This is a genomic window from Nitrospira sp. Kam-Ns4a, from assembly GCF_965152595.1.
The window spans coordinates 112,751-129,395 of the sequence record NZ_OZ224218.1 but is presented as its reverse complement, the minus strand read 5'-3'; the positions used below and the strand labels follow the sequence as shown (position 1 = coordinate 129,395).

General features: G+C 64.4%; 17 protein-coding genes. 12 read left to right on the top strand and 5 right to left on the bottom strand.

All coding sequences use genetic code 11. From position 1 onward, the window contains the following. Positions 1 to 76: 76 nt before the first annotated feature. On the bottom strand, positions 77 to 1,117 hold the full coding sequence (locus tag ACWHYQ_RS00620) for an IS630 family transposase (protein WP_447973865.1): 1,041 nt from the start codon (positions 1,115 to 1,117) through the stop codon (positions 77 to 79). Between the two features lie 158 nt (positions 1,118 to 1,275). Between ACWHYQ_RS00620 and ACWHYQ_RS00615 the strand changes: the two genes are divergently transcribed. The 5 genes from ACWHYQ_RS00615 to ACWHYQ_RS00595 are packed head-to-tail and all read left to right on the top strand — an operon-like array spanning position 1,276 to position 7,496. Continuing rightward, positions 1,276 to 4,008, top strand: coding sequence for a PEP/pyruvate-binding domain-containing protein (locus ACWHYQ_RS00615; protein ID WP_447973864.1), 2,733 nt, complete (start codon positions 1,276 to 1,278; stop codon positions 4,006 to 4,008). Then, a complete protein-coding gene (locus ACWHYQ_RS00610) occupies positions 3,984 to 4,523 on the top strand; it encodes a metal-dependent hydrolase (protein WP_447973863.1) in 540 nt (179 codons plus the stop codon). Before ACWHYQ_RS00615 ends, ACWHYQ_RS00610 begins: the two co-directional genes overlap by 25 nt. Before the next feature lie 26 nt (positions 4,524 to 4,549). Continuing rightward, positions 4,550 to 5,266, top strand: a complete 717-nt coding sequence (locus tag ACWHYQ_RS00605; RefSeq protein ID WP_447973862.1) for a hypothetical protein — start codon at positions 4,550 to 4,552, stop codon at positions 5,264 to 5,266. 14 nt (positions 5,267 to 5,280) lie between these two features. Then, complete coding sequence (locus tag ACWHYQ_RS00600) at positions 5,281 to 6,315, top strand: lysylphosphatidylglycerol synthase domain-containing protein (protein ID WP_447973861.1); 1,035 nt, start codon at positions 5,281 to 5,283, stop codon at positions 6,313 to 6,315. A gap of 50 nt (positions 6,316 to 6,365) precedes the next feature. Continuing rightward, the gene (locus ACWHYQ_RS00595; RefSeq protein ID WP_447973860.1) at positions 6,366 to 7,496 is read left to right on the top strand and encodes a BamA/TamA family outer membrane protein; all 1,131 of its coding nucleotides are present in this window, start codon (positions 6,366 to 6,368) and stop codon (positions 7,494 to 7,496) included. Between the two features lie 66 nt (positions 7,497 to 7,562). Here the strand turns inward: ACWHYQ_RS00595 and ACWHYQ_RS00590 are convergent, their stop codons facing one another. The 3 genes from ACWHYQ_RS00590 to ACWHYQ_RS00580 form a co-directional block, all read right to left on the bottom strand. Next, positions 7,563 to 8,153: a phosphatase PAP2 family protein gene (locus tag ACWHYQ_RS00590; RefSeq protein WP_447973859.1), complete on the bottom strand. Its 591-nt coding sequence runs from the start codon at positions 8,151 to 8,153 to the stop codon at positions 7,563 to 7,565. A 521-nt stretch (positions 8,154 to 8,674) separates the two neighbouring features. Next, positions 8,675 to 9,322 (bottom strand): transposase, encoded by a 648-nt coding sequence (locus ACWHYQ_RS00585; protein ID WP_447975613.1) that lies wholly within the window; start codon positions 9,320 to 9,322, stop codon positions 8,675 to 8,677. After that, positions 9,208 to 9,585 carry a hypothetical protein gene (locus ACWHYQ_RS00580; protein WP_447975621.1) on the bottom strand — a complete coding sequence of 126 codons (378 nt, stop codon included), beginning with the start codon at positions 9,583 to 9,585 and terminating at the stop codon, positions 9,208 to 9,210. Before ACWHYQ_RS00580 ends, ACWHYQ_RS00585 begins: the two co-directional genes overlap by 115 nt. A gap of 497 nt (positions 9,586 to 10,082) precedes the next feature. Between ACWHYQ_RS00580 and ACWHYQ_RS00575 the strand changes: the two genes are divergently transcribed. From ACWHYQ_RS00575 to ACWHYQ_RS00560, 4 genes are all read left to right on the top strand, one after another. Next, a complete protein-coding gene (locus ACWHYQ_RS00575; RefSeq protein WP_447973858.1) occupies positions 10,083 to 10,529 on the top strand; it encodes a DUF302 domain-containing protein in 447 nt (148 codons plus the stop codon). 6 nt (positions 10,530 to 10,535) lie between these two features. Next, positions 10,536 to 10,712, top strand: a complete 177-nt coding sequence (locus ACWHYQ_RS00570) for a hypothetical protein (protein ID WP_447973857.1) — start codon at positions 10,536 to 10,538, stop codon at positions 10,710 to 10,712. Between the two features lie 165 nt (positions 10,713 to 10,877). Then, the gene (locus tag ACWHYQ_RS00565) at positions 10,878 to 11,087 is read left to right on the top strand and encodes a response regulator (protein ID WP_447975612.1); all 210 of its coding nucleotides are present in this window, start codon (positions 10,878 to 10,880) and stop codon (positions 11,085 to 11,087) included. A 169-nt stretch (positions 11,088 to 11,256) separates the two neighbouring features. Then, positions 11,257 to 11,583, top strand: a complete 327-nt coding sequence (locus tag ACWHYQ_RS00560) for a hypothetical protein (protein ID WP_447973856.1) — start codon at positions 11,257 to 11,259, stop codon at positions 11,581 to 11,583. A gap of 425 nt (positions 11,584 to 12,008) precedes the next feature. Here the strand turns inward: ACWHYQ_RS00560 and ACWHYQ_RS00555 are convergent, their stop codons facing one another. Next, positions 12,009 to 12,959 carry an IS110 family transposase gene (locus tag ACWHYQ_RS00555; protein WP_447973855.1) on the bottom strand — a complete coding sequence of 317 codons (951 nt, stop codon included), beginning with the start codon at positions 12,957 to 12,959 and terminating at the stop codon, positions 12,009 to 12,011. A gap of 216 nt (positions 12,960 to 13,175) precedes the next feature. Between ACWHYQ_RS00555 and ACWHYQ_RS00550 the strand changes: the two genes are divergently transcribed. The 3 genes from ACWHYQ_RS00550 (at position 13,176) to ACWHYQ_RS00540 (ending at position 16,639) form a co-directional block, all read left to right on the top strand. Then, positions 13,176 to 14,159, top strand: coding sequence for an IS110 family transposase (locus tag ACWHYQ_RS00550; RefSeq protein ID WP_447973854.1), 984 nt, complete (start codon positions 13,176 to 13,178; stop codon positions 14,157 to 14,159). 276 nt (positions 14,160 to 14,435) lie between these two features. After that, positions 14,436 to 14,834 (top strand): heavy-metal-associated domain-containing protein, encoded by a 399-nt coding sequence (locus ACWHYQ_RS00545; protein WP_447973853.1) that lies wholly within the window; start codon positions 14,436 to 14,438, stop codon positions 14,832 to 14,834. Positions 14,835 to 14,977: 143 nt separating this feature from the next. Beyond that, positions 14,978 to 16,639, top strand: coding sequence for a trypsin-like peptidase domain-containing protein (locus ACWHYQ_RS00540; RefSeq protein WP_447973852.1), 1,662 nt, complete (start codon positions 14,978 to 14,980; stop codon positions 16,637 to 16,639). Positions 16,640 to 16,645: the final 6 nt, after the last annotated feature.

Below are 16,645 nucleotides of genomic sequence, written 5' to 3'. Positions count from 1 at the left end.
CCCACATGCGGCTCCAGTGGCACCGCTCGTGGCACATCACTTGCTATTACCGGGAGCGCAACATACTTGACGCCTCTCACTCAGCCGCATAGCGGACCGCAGGGTGGTGGAAGAAGGTTTGTACCACGGCCGGCATGCGCTGGATGCTGGGAAGATAGCCACGGACGTTGGCCGCCAGCTCATCCGCGTCCCGAGGCGGCCGACGGCCCAGCGCGTTGGTCTTGACGTCTTGGTTCAGATAGTCGTCGGGGTTCAGTTCCGGGCTGTAGGGTGGCAGGAAAAACAGACGCAGCCGATCGCGGTGGTGCTGGAGCCACCGCTGGGTGACGGCCGCGGTATGCACGGGATGCCCATCCACGATCAGAAAGACGGGATGCCTCACGTGCCGGAGCAAGCGACGGCAGAATTGGAGGAAGACGCGCGCGGTGAAGCGATGCCGGAACCCCATGAAGTACAGCCGGCCGCGATTGGTGATGGCCGAGATCATGTTGCAGCGAAAGCGTCGACCGGGGCCGCGGATCACCGGCGTCTGGCCGCGCTGGCCCCAACTGGTGCCTGCCTGATGGTCCGAGCGCAGCCCCATCTCGTCGCCCCAGTAGATCTGGGCTCCCGCGCGCTTGGCCGCTGCCCGAATCCGGGGATACTCGACCTCCAGCCAGCGCTGCACCGCCTTCGGATCTCGCTCATAGGCCCGTCGCAGTGGCTGCTGCGGGGTGAAGCCCCAGGCCCGCAGGGAGCGACCGACGGTCCAGACCGACAACCGAAGCCCGTACCGGCGCGCGATCAGCTCGCCGACCGCTTCGCGGGTCCACAAGGAGCACGGCAAGTGCATCTGCTCCGGACCGCAGTGGGTCAAGGTGCGGACGACCTGGGCCGCTTGCCAGCCCTTGAGCTGGCCGCCACGCGGCCGGCCCCGGGGGCGCGCTTTCAACGGGTGCCGGCCACCCCGCGCCTGGCGCTTCAACCAGGTGTACAGGGCTTGCCGACTGATGCCGAAGAGCCGACAGACCTCGGCCTTGGTACGCCCCTGTTGCGTGACGGCGGTCACCGCCTTCTCGCGCAAGGCCTCTTGGGCGTCGGGCGTCAGGTGGCGCGCATCGCGGACTCGAGCACGCATGGCCGACTGATAACCATCGCCAGTCAAATGTCAAGTATTTCATGCTCTGATTAATAACTCATTAACCCGAGTGTGTGATCTGGCTTACGGACGGGAGCGTTGCCGAGGATTATTTAGAAACACACCGCCTTCGCAAGGAGACCGATAAGGGGGTACCGATGTCATCCCAGTCATGGGTGATCGAGTTGCGTGAGGCGTGGGATCCGGGACTCTGTGGGGGAAAGGCGAGCAGCCTCGCCCGGTTGCTTCGCCTTGGCATCCCAGTACCGGATGGCATCTGCCTCACGACTGCGCTCTCTCGTACCTGGCTGGAGGCATGCGGCGCTCTGCCGCTGATCGAACGGCTCCTGGTCCGGGCACCGGGCTGGCGATCGGGCGATGGGAACGATCTCTTGGCGGCAATCCGGTGGCATATCGAAGAGATGCCGCTTTTGCCGGACATCGTGGCGGTCATTCGTCCGGCGCTCGCTCGGCTGATCGCGACCTGGCACGGCGGCCTGGTGGTGCGTTCGTCGGCAACCTGCGAGGACACGGACCGGGCGTCCCACGCCGGGATTTACGCCAGTTACCTCGGACTCTGCGACCCGGAATTGGTCCTAGCGAAAGTGAAGGCCTGCTGGGCGGCTCTGTGGACCGAGCAGGCGTGGGCCTATCGGCAACGTGCCGGGCTGGCTCATCCCGACGTTGTCATGGCCGTGATCGTTCAGGGGCTGATCGCCGCCGAGCGTGCCGGCGTTGCTTTCTCGGCCGATCCAATCAGCGGCGAGAGAAGCCTCGTGAGAATCAACGCCGTCTGGGGAATCGGCGAACCTCTGATGGCTGGCAGGGTGATCCCCGATGAGTTCACCGTCCGGATCCCTGATGAATCCACGGGAGTGGAGCCAGTCGTGGCACATGAGCGCATCGTGCGGAAAACCCACATGACCATCTGGCGCGATGGCCGCCTCATAGATGTCTCGGTGCCGAGGCCCAAGCGACGCGCGGCGGTCTTGACCGAGCCCCAAGCGCTCCAGTTGGCCAAGTTGGTGAAACAGATCGAGCGGTGCGCAGGAACGCCCCAGGATGTCGAATGGGCCTTCGACGGGCACGCGTTCTGGATCCTCCAGGCCCGCCCGATCAGCATCCTGCCAGACGGCACGGCCAAGGGCATGGTCTGGACAAGGGCCAATCTGAAGGAAATCTTCCCGGAACAGCCGAGCGTGCTCGCACTGTCGTATCTCCAGATCTTCCTCGACAGGATGTTCCGGGCGTATTACGGCAAGCGGGGCTATCCGGTCCCACCGGAGGTCCGGTTGGTCAAGAGCTTTCGCGGACGGCCTTACCTGAATCTCACCCTCCTTCAACAGATGACTGCGGCGCGCGGTGGAGAGCCCGGCATCGTCCCCAGATTACTGGGTGGGGCCGATTCATCAACGCGCATCCCTGTCCCCCACAGACCGACTGTGAGGAACAGGGAACTCCTGCGGCTGGCTTGCGAACTCGCCGTGTCCCTTGTTTGGACGCCTGTTCGGGCTCAGTGGCTGTTCCGTCATGTTCGGACGATAGCCAAGCGGCTAGGGCGAGTACCGCTGCAGGTGCTCACAGATCAGGCCCTGCAAACCCAAATCACCCCATTCATGGGCGCCATGGTGCACGAAGCGACGCTATGCCGGATCCAGGAGGTCATCTCGGCTGAGACGCAAGTCTATCTTGTGCTCGAGAACCTTCTAGCCGCGTGGCTCCCTGAGCGATCCCCTGAGCTCCTCGGCCGGCTGCTCACGGGTCTCGGAACGCTCCCGAATGCCCGTTTGACTCACCGATTGATGGCACTGGGCGCGCTGGCCAGAAGGGAAGAACGAGTCAGGATCGTCTTTTCGCAGGATGCCCGTGAGCTGGCTCGCCGGTATCGGGCCGAACTGGCCGGGACCCGGTTCCTGGCGGAGTTCGAGCAGTTTCTCGACGAGTTCGGCCATCGGGCTCCATACGAGTCCGATGTGATGTCTCCACGGTTTCGTGAAGATCCCACACCGCTGTTTCGAATCCTTCAGGCTTATGTGCAGACTCAGACGTTGGAGGAGGTCGAGAGCCATGTTCAGATCCGTCGGCATGTCCGGCGTCGGGCTGTGGAAGAGGTGCGGCAGGCTCTCTTCCCGGGTTGGCGCGAAGGGGTGCCTCTCCGCTGGTGGATCTTTCGGGCAATCTATGGCGGCCTCTGCCGGTTGCTCGCGCTGCGGGATGAGGTTCGTCATGTCACCACGCTGCTCGTTGTGGAATTGCGCCGGGTGGCGTTGGAGATTGGCCGGCGAGCCGTCCAGCGGCAGATCCTGACCGCGCCGCAAGAGATCTTCCTGGTCACATGGGAGGAACTGCCCACCATCTTGCTTGGGCAGCGCTCCGCGATGGAGTGGGCAAGACTCCTCGAATCGCGCCGGCACGAACGGGAGCAGGAGGCGGCCTTGGAGGTGCCGGATCTGCTCGAGGGCGAGCATCCGTCCTTCGTCTCGCCCGGCCTAATCCAGAAAGGCGACTGGAGCGTGGCATCCGTGTTTTCCGGGCTCGGTGTGAGCCCAGGCTGTGTGACCGGGAAAGCGCGCGTGCTTCGGGCCGGCCAGGAAGTCGCCCATCTGGACGGGGCCGACATTTTGGTCCTGCCCGTCATCGACCCGGTGTGGACTCCGCTGTTTCCGTTGGTCCGGGGCCTTGTCGCGGAGATGGGCGGCATGCTCTCTCACGGCGCGATTCTGGCCAGAGAATACGGGCTTCCGACGGTCGTAAATGTGCCAGGCATCATGGACCGGCTTCAGGACGGCGACCTCATCCATCTCGATGGAGCCACCGGACAGGTGCAGGTGCTAGAGAAATCGGCTAATGGAAAGGATCCCGTGGCATGCTCACCGCACTCCATGTCTTGACCCATCTAGGTCTGAGCTGGGTGGTTGCCAATCTTCGGGCCGTGAGCCGGCGGGACCGAGATCTGATTGTCCTGGCCGGGCTTCTCCCCGATCTGGACGGAGTCGGTCTGCTCTGGAGCGAGGAGGCCTACCTAGCCGCGCACCGGGTGGTTGGCCATAGCCTCGTCGGGGGGGCGCTCATGATCGCCTTCCTCAGCCGCATGGCCGAGCAGGGCCATGGAACTGCGATCCTGGCGCTGGCGGCCTTTCACCTGCATCTCCTCCTGGATATCATCGGGACCGGCGGGCCCCCGGTCCGTTATTTCTGGCCGATGAGCGGCTGGGGCTGCTCTTGGAGCGGCCACTGGGAATTGGCCTCATGGCAGAATACGGTTGTGATGGTGGGCACCCTGCTGGCCGTGCTCTGGGTGGGCGGGCTGAAGGGGCGGACGCCGGTCGAATGTCTGTCGGTTCGGGCCGATCAGGCCGTCGTCTGTGCGCTTCGGGCCATCTGGCCCAGGCGCACGTCCACTTGAACAGGTTGAGCAGGAGGTCCTCACCGATGCAATCTCCCCTTGTCTGGGTCTGGTTGTTCCTGCTGCTGATCGTTCTCAGTGGCAGCCCGGCGGCCACGTCGGTCGCGTCCCCCGCCCTCGCCATGCCCGAGACCAGTCCCGTGCATGTCCATCCGGGTCCGCGCCCCATCGAGAAAATCCGCTATTCGGAATTCAATCACCATGCCGCGGGCGCGGCCGTGTTGCTGCTCGGCCTGCTGGCGATGGGGACCGAGGTCGGGATCACCCGGCGCCCTCACCGGCAGGCGCTGCGGTGGCTGTGGCCTGCCGGGTGGGTGCTCTTCGGGACGTTCTTGTTCATCCGCAGCGATCCCGATAACTGGCCGTGGGGATCGATCGGCCTGCTGGAAACCTTGCGCGATCCCGAGACGCGCCAGCATAAGGTGGCCGCCGTGGTGGTGTTGGCGATCGGGATCATCGAGGGTCTGCGAACCAACGGGTGCCTGTGCAGCCGAGGGTGGGCACTCGTTTTTCCATTGTTGGGGATCGCCTCGGGGCTGCTCCTCGGACTCCATTCCCAGATTCACGTGTTGACGCCCCGCGTGTACCTCCATCACATCGCTGGAGCAGTCCTCGGGGTCCTAATCGGGACGAGCAAGCTATTGTCGGACCGCGGGGTGCTGCCGGGGCCATGGGGCCCCCTGCTCTGGCCAATTCTGCTGTCCCTGTTCGGAGTCCAGTTTCTCTTCTACACCGAGCAGTAATCTGGAGGCGAAACATGGAGGCGGTCTCCGCACCGGCCGAGGGGTGGGCGGCCCGGTTGACCTGTCGGACGGTCACCTGGTTCGTGCTGGCCGCCGGTCTTCTCTTGCTGGCCGGGCTTCTTTGGCAGACAGGACCAGCCAGTATTGCAAGCACGGTGAAGAGTGCGGGTTGGCGATCCCTTCTGGTCGCGGTCCCCTATCTGTTGGTGGCTGTGTGGGACACGGTCGGCTGGCAGTTGGCGTTCCCGGTGCCAGGCTGCCCGCTGCGGTATCGTGATCTCTTTCGGTACCGGCTGGCGGCCAAAGCGATCCATGACCTTGCTCCCACCTGGTCGCTGGCGGGGGAACTGACGAAGGTCTATATCCTTCGGCTGCACGAGGTGGCCTGGGCTCCGGCCGTCGCGTCGGTGGTGGTAGCCAAGGCCACGATTACGTTGGCAGAGCTGGTATTTCTGCTCATGGGGCTGATGGTGATCCCCTTGGAAGTGCCGGCAGCGCACGCCTTGTACCCAACCGTGTGGGCCGGGCTGTTCATCGGTGGGATAGGAATTGTCGGAGTCCTTGTCTGGCTGCGAAAAGGCCTGTTTTGCCCGATTCTTGGCATCGGGCGCCGGGCCGACTTCCTGCCCCTGCGGATCGATCGACACGAAGAGGTTCTCCGGACGATCGATTGCCTGGTGAGGGACTCCATCTGCGGGCGAAACCCTCGCTTCTGGCTCTCCACTGTGGCGCACTTGCTCGGCTGGCTGTCCGGTGCGGTGGAAATCTGGTTCGTCATGGTGCTCTTGGGAGTGCCGGCGAATCCGGCGGATGCGGTGGCCATCGAGGCGCTTCTGCTCATTGTGCAAGGGCTCACCGGGTTTATGCCGGCCAACGTTGGGACCTTGGAAGCGGGTGCGATGGGGGTCTTCTTGTGGTTTGGATTACCCGCACCGAGCGCCCTGGCGTTTGCCCTGCTCCGGCGACTCAGGCAGGTCCTCTGGATCCTGGCGGGATTGGGGATTCTGGCTCATCTGACCCGCGGCGCTGCGCCGGCCGTGGCGGAGTAAGCTCTAGCGCGCTCTTGGCCTGCTCGCTCCTGCTCTGGGTGGGCCCGTGCGTGGCGGCAGCCGATACGAGCGTCATCCCGATCCCGGTCGTGCCGGTTTCCAAGAACCAGGGCGCCAGCGTCGGGCTCATCGCGCCGATCTTGAGGACCGACGCGACCGGCGAGATCCAACAGATGGTCACGCCGCTCGTCCTCTACAACGACAACCTGTTCGGCACCAAGGTCGCGGGCACGTATTTTCGGTTCTGGCCGGGGACGCGGGTCTTGAAGCTGACGGCCTCCTACTCCACGAAAATCGAGCGGCGACTGCGGCTCGACTACCTGGACCGGAATTTCGGCGATGGCCGCTACGTGCTCGACCTCAATGTCGAACTGGACAAGTCGGCCTCCGAACGGTTTTTCGGATTCACGCAGCAGAGTCGTCTTGCGGATCAAAGCAATTACACGTTGCGCGAATCGCGCGCTCGCGTCTCGTTGGGCTGGAAGCTCCCTGATCACTGGATTCTGGGGGTTCAGGAGTTCTTGCGCGACGATACGGTGCAACCCGGCGCCTTCCAGGATCAGTTCCCGTTCACGAAGACCGCGTTTCCCACAGTCCCGGGCGTTGACGGCGCGACGCTCTTGAGCCACCGGCTCTGGGCGCTCTATGACAGCCGGGACGCCTGGTTCACACCGACCGAAGGGAGCTACCTCTTGCTGTTCGGCGAGATCGTCCAGAGCTTTCGCGGCCCGGACGCCCTATACACGCGCTACGGGTTGGACGCCCGTCATCTAGCTTCTTTCCGCAACAAGCAAGTCGTCCTCGCGGCCCGCGTGTTGCTGGAATCGGTCAACGGCCCGAACATCCCCTTCTTTGACCGCAGCACCCTGGGCGGCGAGAACACGCTACGCGGATTCGGACAAGATCGGTTCATAGACGATACGGTGCTCGCCGTGAATGCGGAAGCCCGCATCCGGCTCTTCCAAACCCGCCTGTTCAAAGCCGTCGCTGATTGGGAAGTCGCGCCTTTTCTTGATGTCGGCCGCGTCATGGGCTCCTATCGAGACGCGTTTCGCGGGTACGAGGTCAATCCGGGAATCGGCGTCCGCGCAGCGGCGCGGCCGTACACCGTGGGACGTGTGGACATCGGGTTCGGACCGGAAGGCAAAGCAGTTTTCGCCGGCCTAGAGTATCCGTTCTGACCGGTCCTGCCACTCGGTTCACCAACCAGGGAGGATTCTCGGACCGTTCAGAGGGGCGGCGTCCGCTCAGCAGTCAGGGGGGTCTTGCGGTGCGGTACGGGATCGTCTCCGGGCCAGAATCTGAATCACGAGCCAGCCGATCAGCGCGCCCGCGACGACATCCGAGAGATAGTGGCGGTCCAGATACACCCGGCCCAGAGCCACGGTCGTCGCAAGCAGATAGAGCGGCCATCGGAGCCTCGGACAGAAATGGGCGAAGGCCGCGGCCACAGCGAATACAGAGGTCGCATGGCCGGAGGGAAAGGAATCGAACTCCGGACTGAATGTCGGACCCAAGGGGAGGTCTGTGGTGACTGCTACGGAGGGGCGCGGCCGTCCAACCAGGTGCTTCAGTGTGAACTCCAGCAAGCCCGCCGCAACGAACCCCCAGGCACTCAGCCACGCCGCCTCCTGCAGGCGGCCTCGCCGGGACCGATACATCAAAAGGTAGAGCAGGAGACAGGCCACAAGGAGCGTGACCCCATTTCCAATGGGATTCACAAGCTCGATGAGCAGATCGAGAGGACGGTTGTTCCAGGACTGGACCAAAGCTCGAGTTGGCTGATCCAGCAGGAGCGTGCCCGGGAGGAGCAGCCCCACGACTGACGCCTTCGTCAAAGGCCCCGTCGATCGAAGATCCCCGAGGAGTCTCCTCAGCCTCATGTCGTCGGCTCGTCCCTTCGGTCGCTAGTATCGGCAAAAGGCCAAAGCGGGTCAATCACCGCGCGCGGTGAGCCTTTCTCTTGGTGCCTCCCTGATGTCCGCTCCGGCTTCTGAAGGTTGTGTCCCGATTTCCGTGGAAATTGGCTTCTCCCGGCATCTGGCTTGAGCAATGACCTCCGCATTTGCCCCAGGATCAACGATCTCCTCTCGGTCCATCCCCTGGCCTCGGCGCTCAGGCGGCTCGTGGAGCCTCCTCGGCCGCGTCTGGCACCAGGTCGCGCCAGCCATCGACCGGCGCCTCCGAATCTGCCCGCTCAGGATCAACCCAAACAGCAAGAGTTCCACCGCCTGCGCGGTGGGCAACGCCCCGTGCGGCTTCACCCGCCGGCGGAACTCCCATGGAACCGCTCAATGGCGTTGGGGGGCCGCAGCGACTTCCACTGACGCCTCGGGAAGCGGTCAACGGTCAGCAGGTCCTAGCCGGCTTCCTCGAGGCTCTCGGCCACCTGGGGCGCTCGCGCGCGCCATTGGCTGAGAAACGCCCGGTACGCGTGCCGGGTGGCGTGGAGGGGCTCGGCGTAGACGATCGCGTGATCGTCCGTGCGGATCTCCTCGACGGCCTGCGTCGGGGCATGCCGTTCCACACCCGCCAGGCGGGTCCCCGGCAGCGTGTGGACCGGACCGCGCGGCCCGGTCACGCCGGGCCAGGTCGCCTCCCCCGCCGCGCGCCAGCCGGGGGGCCCGTCGATCACACACCGCCGCGGCCGGCGCAGCCCCCGGGCACTCAGCCCTTCCAGGAGGCCTTGCCAGGCGGGGGTCGCGACGCTCGTGAGCCGCTCCAGGTCGAGGCCCCCCTGCTGCCCATCGACCCGGACGCCCAGCGCGACCAACACCGAAGCGGTCACGACCTGCTGCGCCAGTCGCACGCGCCGCGCCACGGCGTCCAGATCCAGAGCGACGCCCCGCGCTGCCGTCAGCGGTCGCTGGCGCCATGGCTCAACCAGGCTCTTCATCCGACCCACCAGCCGGGAGCTGGCGCGCTTCGACAGCGGCGCCCCGCGCCGCAACGGAGCCAGCGCGCCTGTGATCCGTCGCTGGTTCGCGCCCGTCCGAGAGGCCCCCAGCCCCGCCTCGTCCACGGCCCGCGCCCGGCGCTCATCCCGCGGCAGCCGGGAACGCTGCCCTTCGCCCCACCGGCCGTCTTGCGCAGACGCCCCCGCGGCCGCTCGACCGGGGCCGCCCCCAACCCCGTCGTGATGGTCCGCGGCTCGCTCCCGTGCCGATCCCCGCGCCGTCCCTCCGTGCGTGGAGACGGCAGGGCCGCCAGGGTCTCTGTCAGCTCGCCCTCCACCAGCGTGACGATCACCTCCCGGATCCGTGCTCGCAACGCCTCCGTCAACCGGTCCGGTCCCAAACGGGCTTCCCCTGTGCTCCGAACTGGAGGAGCCTGCGTGCTCAGAGGCGTATTCCTCCTTTAGTTTCGGCCCTCCCCAGGGCCGGTTATGGTGATGCCGGGAGGATACGCCTTTTAAATTTCCACGGAAAGGGGGACACCACCCTTCTGAAACAGCCCGAGCAAGCCGCCTGTTTCACGAAACAGTCTCCCACGAGTGAAGGTTTCTCTCCGCCAGGCTAAGTGGCTGAAACTCCAAGGCCTTAGGAAGCGGAACCAAGATCGGCGCGGCTGGCGTACAGATTGCTTCTCTGTCCGGATGGAAGAGGCCCATTGCCGGGAACGGGTAACGGGCGCGTGCTGCGCGTGATCGGCGCGGCGCGATGGGTGGTTACGTCGACCGCAACGGCATGAGCTGCGATACCACAATCCAGTTGGATAGAAAGGGCGAAGCAATGAAAAGCGCTCGGCTAGCGCGATGTGGGCTCTGGTTGCTGATCCTGACTCTGGCCGTGGGCGCCGGCGTGTCGCACAGCCGGGCGGCAGATCTTGAGCGGACGGTGGAGAAGATCGCGAACAGTCCGTTCCAACAGACGGTGAGTCAACTGGAGGCGGCGGTGAAGACGAACCGGCTGATGGTCGTCGGCCAGATGAATCATCAGAACATGCTGACGATGATGAATAGGAAGATCAAGGGGAGTCAGACCATCGAGGTGTTTCATCCGCAGTACGGGAGGGCCTTGTTCGAGACCAACCCGGCGGCCGGTATCGCCATTCTCTTGCGGCTGTATGTGTACGAACGGGCTGACGGCAAGACTGTGGTGACCTACTACAAGCCCTCGGCCGCCTTCGCGCCGTTCAGGCATCCGGAGCTGGACAAGCTGGGCGAGACTCAGGACGGCATTCTGGAGGCGATCGTCGAGGCGGCGACCCGATGAAGGGAGGTGACGGCAGTGTTGGACTGGATGCTGATCGTGACGGTGATCGGCATGGGAGGGATCGCCGCCTGGGCTGGGGGGCTCGCCATCCTGAAACACATTGGCACGCGGGCTCCCCGACGATCCGCATTGACGGCGAGGACGTGGAAGTGGCGGCCCGATCACGGGACGATTTCGGCGTGAAATGCCGGCTCTATTCGGTGTCAGGCCGCCTCGTCGGTCTGCCGGATGAACACACGCTCCGGGCCGCGATCCGGACTGCCAGGCAGAATGTGCCGGAAAGATGTCGCCCGTCTTCGAGTGAATTGTCACGCGATGTTCGACGCGGAACGGATCAGGAAAACGTGAATCCCCATCGCGGAAGATGACGCCGAGCTTCTGGCGGTCCTGCGGGATCGGCTGGAGTCTGACGGATACTGGATCTCGACCGCACAGAACGGGCGTGAGGCGCTGAAACAATTCCGTGCGGGACGGCCGGACGTCATGCTGGTGGATTTCCAGATGCCGCTCATGAACGGCTGGAAGTGCTGCAGGCACTCCGGCAAGGGGGTTCTCTGACGCCGGTGATTATGATGACGGCGGCGCTGCAGCCGTCGCTGACGGAACTCTTCCACCTAGCCGGAGCGTCTGACTGTCTTCGGAAACCATTCAACGTGACTCATGTGACCACAGCGATCGAAGCGGTGTTGAGCGGGTCATCGCGGCTAATGCAAGAGGAGAACAACCCTTGAACCGCCAGGAGCCAGACCGCCTGCGGATCACCTGCAGGACGGAGCAGGGGCGGCTCAGGCTCGTGCTCGAAGGCAGGTTGGATCCGAGTTCCGTCTGGGAGCTGCTCAGACGGTTGGAAGCCACCGAGCCTGGAGTCTATCCGCTGGTGCTGGACTTGAACGGAATCGAGGGGATCCATTGGTTTGCGAGCAGCCTTCTCTGCTCCGCGCTGGCACGCGTCGTCCGGGAGAAAGGCCGTGTCCTGCTCGCATTACCCGGGAAGCCCGGCGAGGTTGCGTTCGACGCGGAGAGACTCGACCCGGATTTGTTGCGATGGCCTTAGGCGGTGTATCTGCAAGGTGGGAAAGGCTCTGTTTCAAGCTGAGAGCCGGAGGTGAGCGAGCATGGTCTGCGTCCGGTGCGGAGGCCTCATGGTGACCGAGGAGTTCTGCCATGTCCTGGACGGAGCGATCGGCTTCTACGGACGCCGGTGTCTCCTCTGCGGCGAAATTCTTGATCCCGTGATTCTGAACAACAGGCGGAAGCCACCTGATCCCAGGGGTCGCTCCAGGGCACGCCTGTTTCGAATTTCGCAACAACGCTGCGGTAGGGAGTGAGATGGGTTGTAGGCAACTCTGGCACCAGCTCCTAGCACGGAAAGGAGATTCTATGAATAGGGCCCCCTTTACGTTGGTCGACAGTCGAGGTATGAAGGCCCGACTGTCAGGGGTGAGCAACCACCACCAACGAAAGCAACCGTCTTGATGGTCAAGTCCCTTCTGTTGAGAGTCGCCAGGGTGTCTGATGTTTAACGATCGCATTCAGAATCATCAGCAGCTTTCGCATGGAAGCGACCAGAGCGACTTTGGGCGGTTTCCCGGCGGCCCGCAGTCGCTGATAGAAGGCTGCGATAGTCGGGTTGCATTTCATGGCGACCAACGCGCCCATATACAGGGCAGCCCGGACGACGGTTCGCCCGCCCCAGGTGGTCCGGCGGCCTCGCAGGGTGCCGCTGTCGCGGTTCAGCGGTGCCACGCCGACCAGCGCGGCGATCTGCTTGTGGCTCAACGTGCCCAGCTCAGGCAGAGCGGCCAGCAGTGTCCGGCTGAGGACGGGCCCGACGCCCGGCACGCTGCGCAGCAGGTCTTCACGCTCCCGCCAGAGGGGTGTCGACTGGATGTGAGCCGTCAAGTCCTTGTCGAGAGCCACCAGCTGCCGCTCCAACCATTGCAGGTGCGCCTGGATTTGTCGTGCAATCCCGCGGGGGGCCGTCCCGCGCTGGCGGTTTCGTTCGGCGACGCGCATCTCAATCAGTTGTCGGTGCCGCGTCAACAGGGCCCCCAAGACCTGCGCGGCTTCGTGGGGCAACGGGCGGGCCGCCGGGCGCACGGCTTCGGCGAACCGGGCCAAGACCTGGGCATCAATGGCGTCGGTCTTCGCCAGCTGACCCGTGGCTTTGGCAAAATCCCGGACCTGCCGTGGGTTCACGACCGAGACCGGCAGTCCTGCGACCGCCAGGGCACTTGCCAAGGGACCCTGCAGGCCGCCGGTCGCCTCCAGGACGATGCAGACGGGCCTCAGCGCGGTCAGCCGCTCCACCAGCCTGGCGATTCCCGCCTCTGTATGGGGAACCACTTGGCGTTCACCCGACGGGCGGTGCGCCACATCCAGCTGCGCCTTCGCCACATCAATGCCAACGTACAGAGCACCAGTCTCCATCTCCCATCTCCTTGTACCAACCCTCCTGTCCAGGCTCGGCCTTGCAAGATGCGGGCTCTCGGCCCAGGCAACCGTACGAGCTCCGGGGAGGAAGGACGTGACGAGCCAGGCTTTCGTTCGGTCTCAAAGGACCGGGGGGGCATCGGTCTATCACGTCCCAATTCGTTGAGCTGCCGCATCATAGCTAGTACAGCTCATGATACAAGGGGGTCGCAGATGTTGTCCGTCGGCTTGGATGTCAGTGGCAAGAGGCTGGTGGCCTATGCGGTCACTGAACGGAAGCAGCGCGTGTTCGAGGGAGAGCAGCCCGCCTCTCGGGTGGGCCTGCGGGCCCTGCTGCGGCAGGTGGGCCCCGGGGCCAAGCTCGTCGCCGTCGAAGCGGGCAATCAGATGAAGTGGATTGCCGAGACCTTGAAGAAGCTGGAGGATGTCCAGGTGCCTGTTGTCCATCCCAATGAGGTGAAGTGGATCACCGAGAGTCGGGGCAAGACGGATCGAGTGGATGCCAAGAAGCTGGCGGAGTTGGCCCGGGCGGGGCTGCTGCCCCGCGCCGTCCATGTGGTGGAGGGGCCGGTGCGGGAGCTGCGGGAGGTGGTCAGTGCCCGGCAGCAAGTGCAGAGCAAGCGAATCGCGCTGCTCAAGACGATCCGGGGCTACGTGTACCAAGAAGGGCATCGGCTGCCCGAGCAGTGCTTTGCGGGCACCGCCTGGCGGGCGCAGCTGGCGCGGCTGCCGGTGAGCCCCCCGCTGCAGCTGATCCTTGAGACGTTCATGACCAGCATCGAGGCGTTGCTGGCGGCCGAGCAGCGGCTGACGGTCCGGCTGCGGGCGATTGAGGATCCCCGCTGTCTCCTCCTGGAAAGCATTCCGGCCATCGGGCCACTGGGAGCCCGGGTGGTGGTGAGCGCGGTGGATGCGGCCCAGCGGTTTGACGACCAGAAGGCCGTGGCGAACTACGGTGCCCTCGCTCCCACCATCTATCAGAGTGGGGCCGTCCGCCAACTCGGGCGGATCAATCGCGACGGCCGGTTGGAGGTGCGCCGGGTGCTGCTGCAGTGTGCCCATACGGTGTTGCGGATGAAGAGCCAGGGGCCAAGCCGCTCCAACAGTTCTACGCGCGGATTGCGAAGCGACGGGGGAAGAAGATCGCCGTGGTGGCCCTGGCGCGCAAGCTGCTCACGACCGCCTACGGCGTGCTGAAGTTGTGCCAGCCCTATGATCCGCGCCGGCTCCAGCCAGCCAGCGCGTAGCGGGCGACTGACAGTCGGGCCAGGTTGTCTCGCCCGGATGGACAGGCACAGACAGTGAGCCCGCATGTCCCTTGAGGACACGACCTCGTGTTGGAGATTGGGGGGCTGTCTTTGCGCCGGAAGGTTGGGCGATCGAGCCCGCATGGGAGGTTAGCGGTCCATCTTTGACAACGTCAGGGCCTCGTATTCCCTGTTGACAGAGGCCCTATTCATGGGAGGTGACGCCATGAAAACGCTCGTGACGGGGGTGTGGGGGACCGCCCTGGTGCTGTGGGGAGCTGGCTGGGCCCTGGCCACACTCCAAGAGGTTCCCTCCGCAGGGACACGAGCAGGAGAAGAGGTGATTACGCTGAAGATCGAGGGGTGGACCTGCGGGAGCTGCGCGCGGTACATCCGCCGGGCGTTGGTTGGCGTGCCGGGGGTCAAGGGTGTGGAGGTAAGTTACGCCCGGGGGGGAGCGATCGTGACGGTGGAGCCAGGCCACGTCACCGCTGAGCAGCTTATCCGGGCAGTGGAAAGGGCCAGTCCCCTCATTCCATTCCGCGCGACAGTGATCCCGAATGGCTCGCTGCCGGCGGAGGAGGCTGAGCACTCGGACGGTGGGCTCAAACGTCTGTTCAGGTAGGCGCGGGCTCCGGGCGGTTCCGGGACACACAGTGCGTGTGGGACGCCATTTGAATGGATGGGGATCAGCCAAGGCTGGAGATGCCTGGAATGGTCGCGGTAATGCCAGAAGTCCGAGAAGCGCACGCAAGCGAGCAGGGCCGGATGCGGTTTGCGTTGGTCCATCTGTCCGGCAGCCGGCGGGGCGAGACGCATGAGTTCGAGGTGGACCGGCTGGCGATAGGCACAGATCCAGTCAACGACCTCGTGTTCGACCCCGTGCGTGATCCCGCCGTCTCTCCGTGGCATGCCGAGTTGTCCATCGAGAACTGCGAGTTAGTCCTGCGTGACAAGGGGAGCCAGGGCGGGACCTTTGTCAACCATCAGTGCGTGGCAGAGGTCATCTTGCAGGACGGGGATCTGATTACCTTCGGGCAAGGCGGGCCACAGCTCAGGGTCCGGATCAGGCCTGAGCAATATGCCCAATGCAAGCCGTTTCGGGACATTCTGTGTGATTGTCGGGATATCGCCGCGGCCAGCCGGCGTGGCTGGCTGATTAGCACCGCATTGTTCTTCCGCCATCTGCTGAGTGACCTCGCCTTTCATGCCAGCGTGCCGGTTCGAGTCATCGCGGGTGCGGTGCTGCTGCTCCCGGTTGTGCTGCTCGGGGGACTGCTCTATTCCCAGTACGCCACCCGGCAGGCCTACGAGCAACAGATTGGTGCACTCCTGAGCCAGATTGAAACCGGCCGGGTCTCCCAGGTGAGTCTGGCGAAACAGGTGGAGGAAGCTCGCAAGAAGGCAACCGAATTTCATGCGGAGCAAACAAGGCAGTTGGAGGCGCTCGCGGCAGCGCTCAAGCGAAAGCAAGAAGGAAAGGGAGCTCAGGCTGAAGTCGCGACGCTGAGACAACGGCTCCAGGCACTTGAAATCGAGCGGGTTGCTAGTGAGCGGATCAGCAAGACCTTTGCTCGTGGGGTCGCGTTCCTGCTAGGCACCTACGGATTTGTTGAGACGCGCACCGGTCGGCCGCTGCGCTACCAGGGAGTGAACGCATCGGGGGAGCCGCTTCGCGACGCGGACGGACATCCCCTCTACACCCTCGAAGAAGGGAAGCCGCCCGTGATTGTTCATTTCACGGGGACCGCGTTCGTCGTCGACGCACGTGGGCTCCTGTTGACGAACCGACATGTGGCGCGGATGTGGGAGACCAGTCCTGCGGCCCAGGAGCTGGTTGGGATGGGGGTCGAACCGCGACTGCTCACGCTCAAGGCTTTCTTCCCCGGGGTGAGCGCGCCTGTCGAGGTCTCAACGAGGAACGTCTCCGAACGAGCCGATGTGGCGCTGCTGCAATTCGATCCAGGTCCGCTCACGCTGTCGGCGTTGCCGCTGGCTCCCAGCGATCGCCCCGTCACGATCGGCGAACCGATGCTCCTGCTGGGCTATCCGACCGGCTTCGATGCTCTGCTGGCCCGAGCCGATGAGAAAACGAGTGCGGACATCGTGCGCATGGCTGGCGAGGACCTCGATCGGCTAGCACAAGAGCTAGCGGCTCGCGGGCTGATCCGCCCGTTGGCCACCCAGGGACATGTTGGCGATGTGCTGGCGGATCGGCTCATCTACGATGCCCAAACCACCTTCGGCGGCAGCGGAGGCCCGGTGTTCAATCTGCGAGGGGAAGTCATCGGGATCAACTACATGATCCTCCGGCGATTCGGCGGCGCGAACTTTGCCGTGCCGATCAGGTTCGGAGTCGAGTTGCTCGGTGAATCACAACAAGCCGAGCGCCTGAGGCCAAAGCGAACAAGGAGGCAGGCCGATGGATGACAGGCT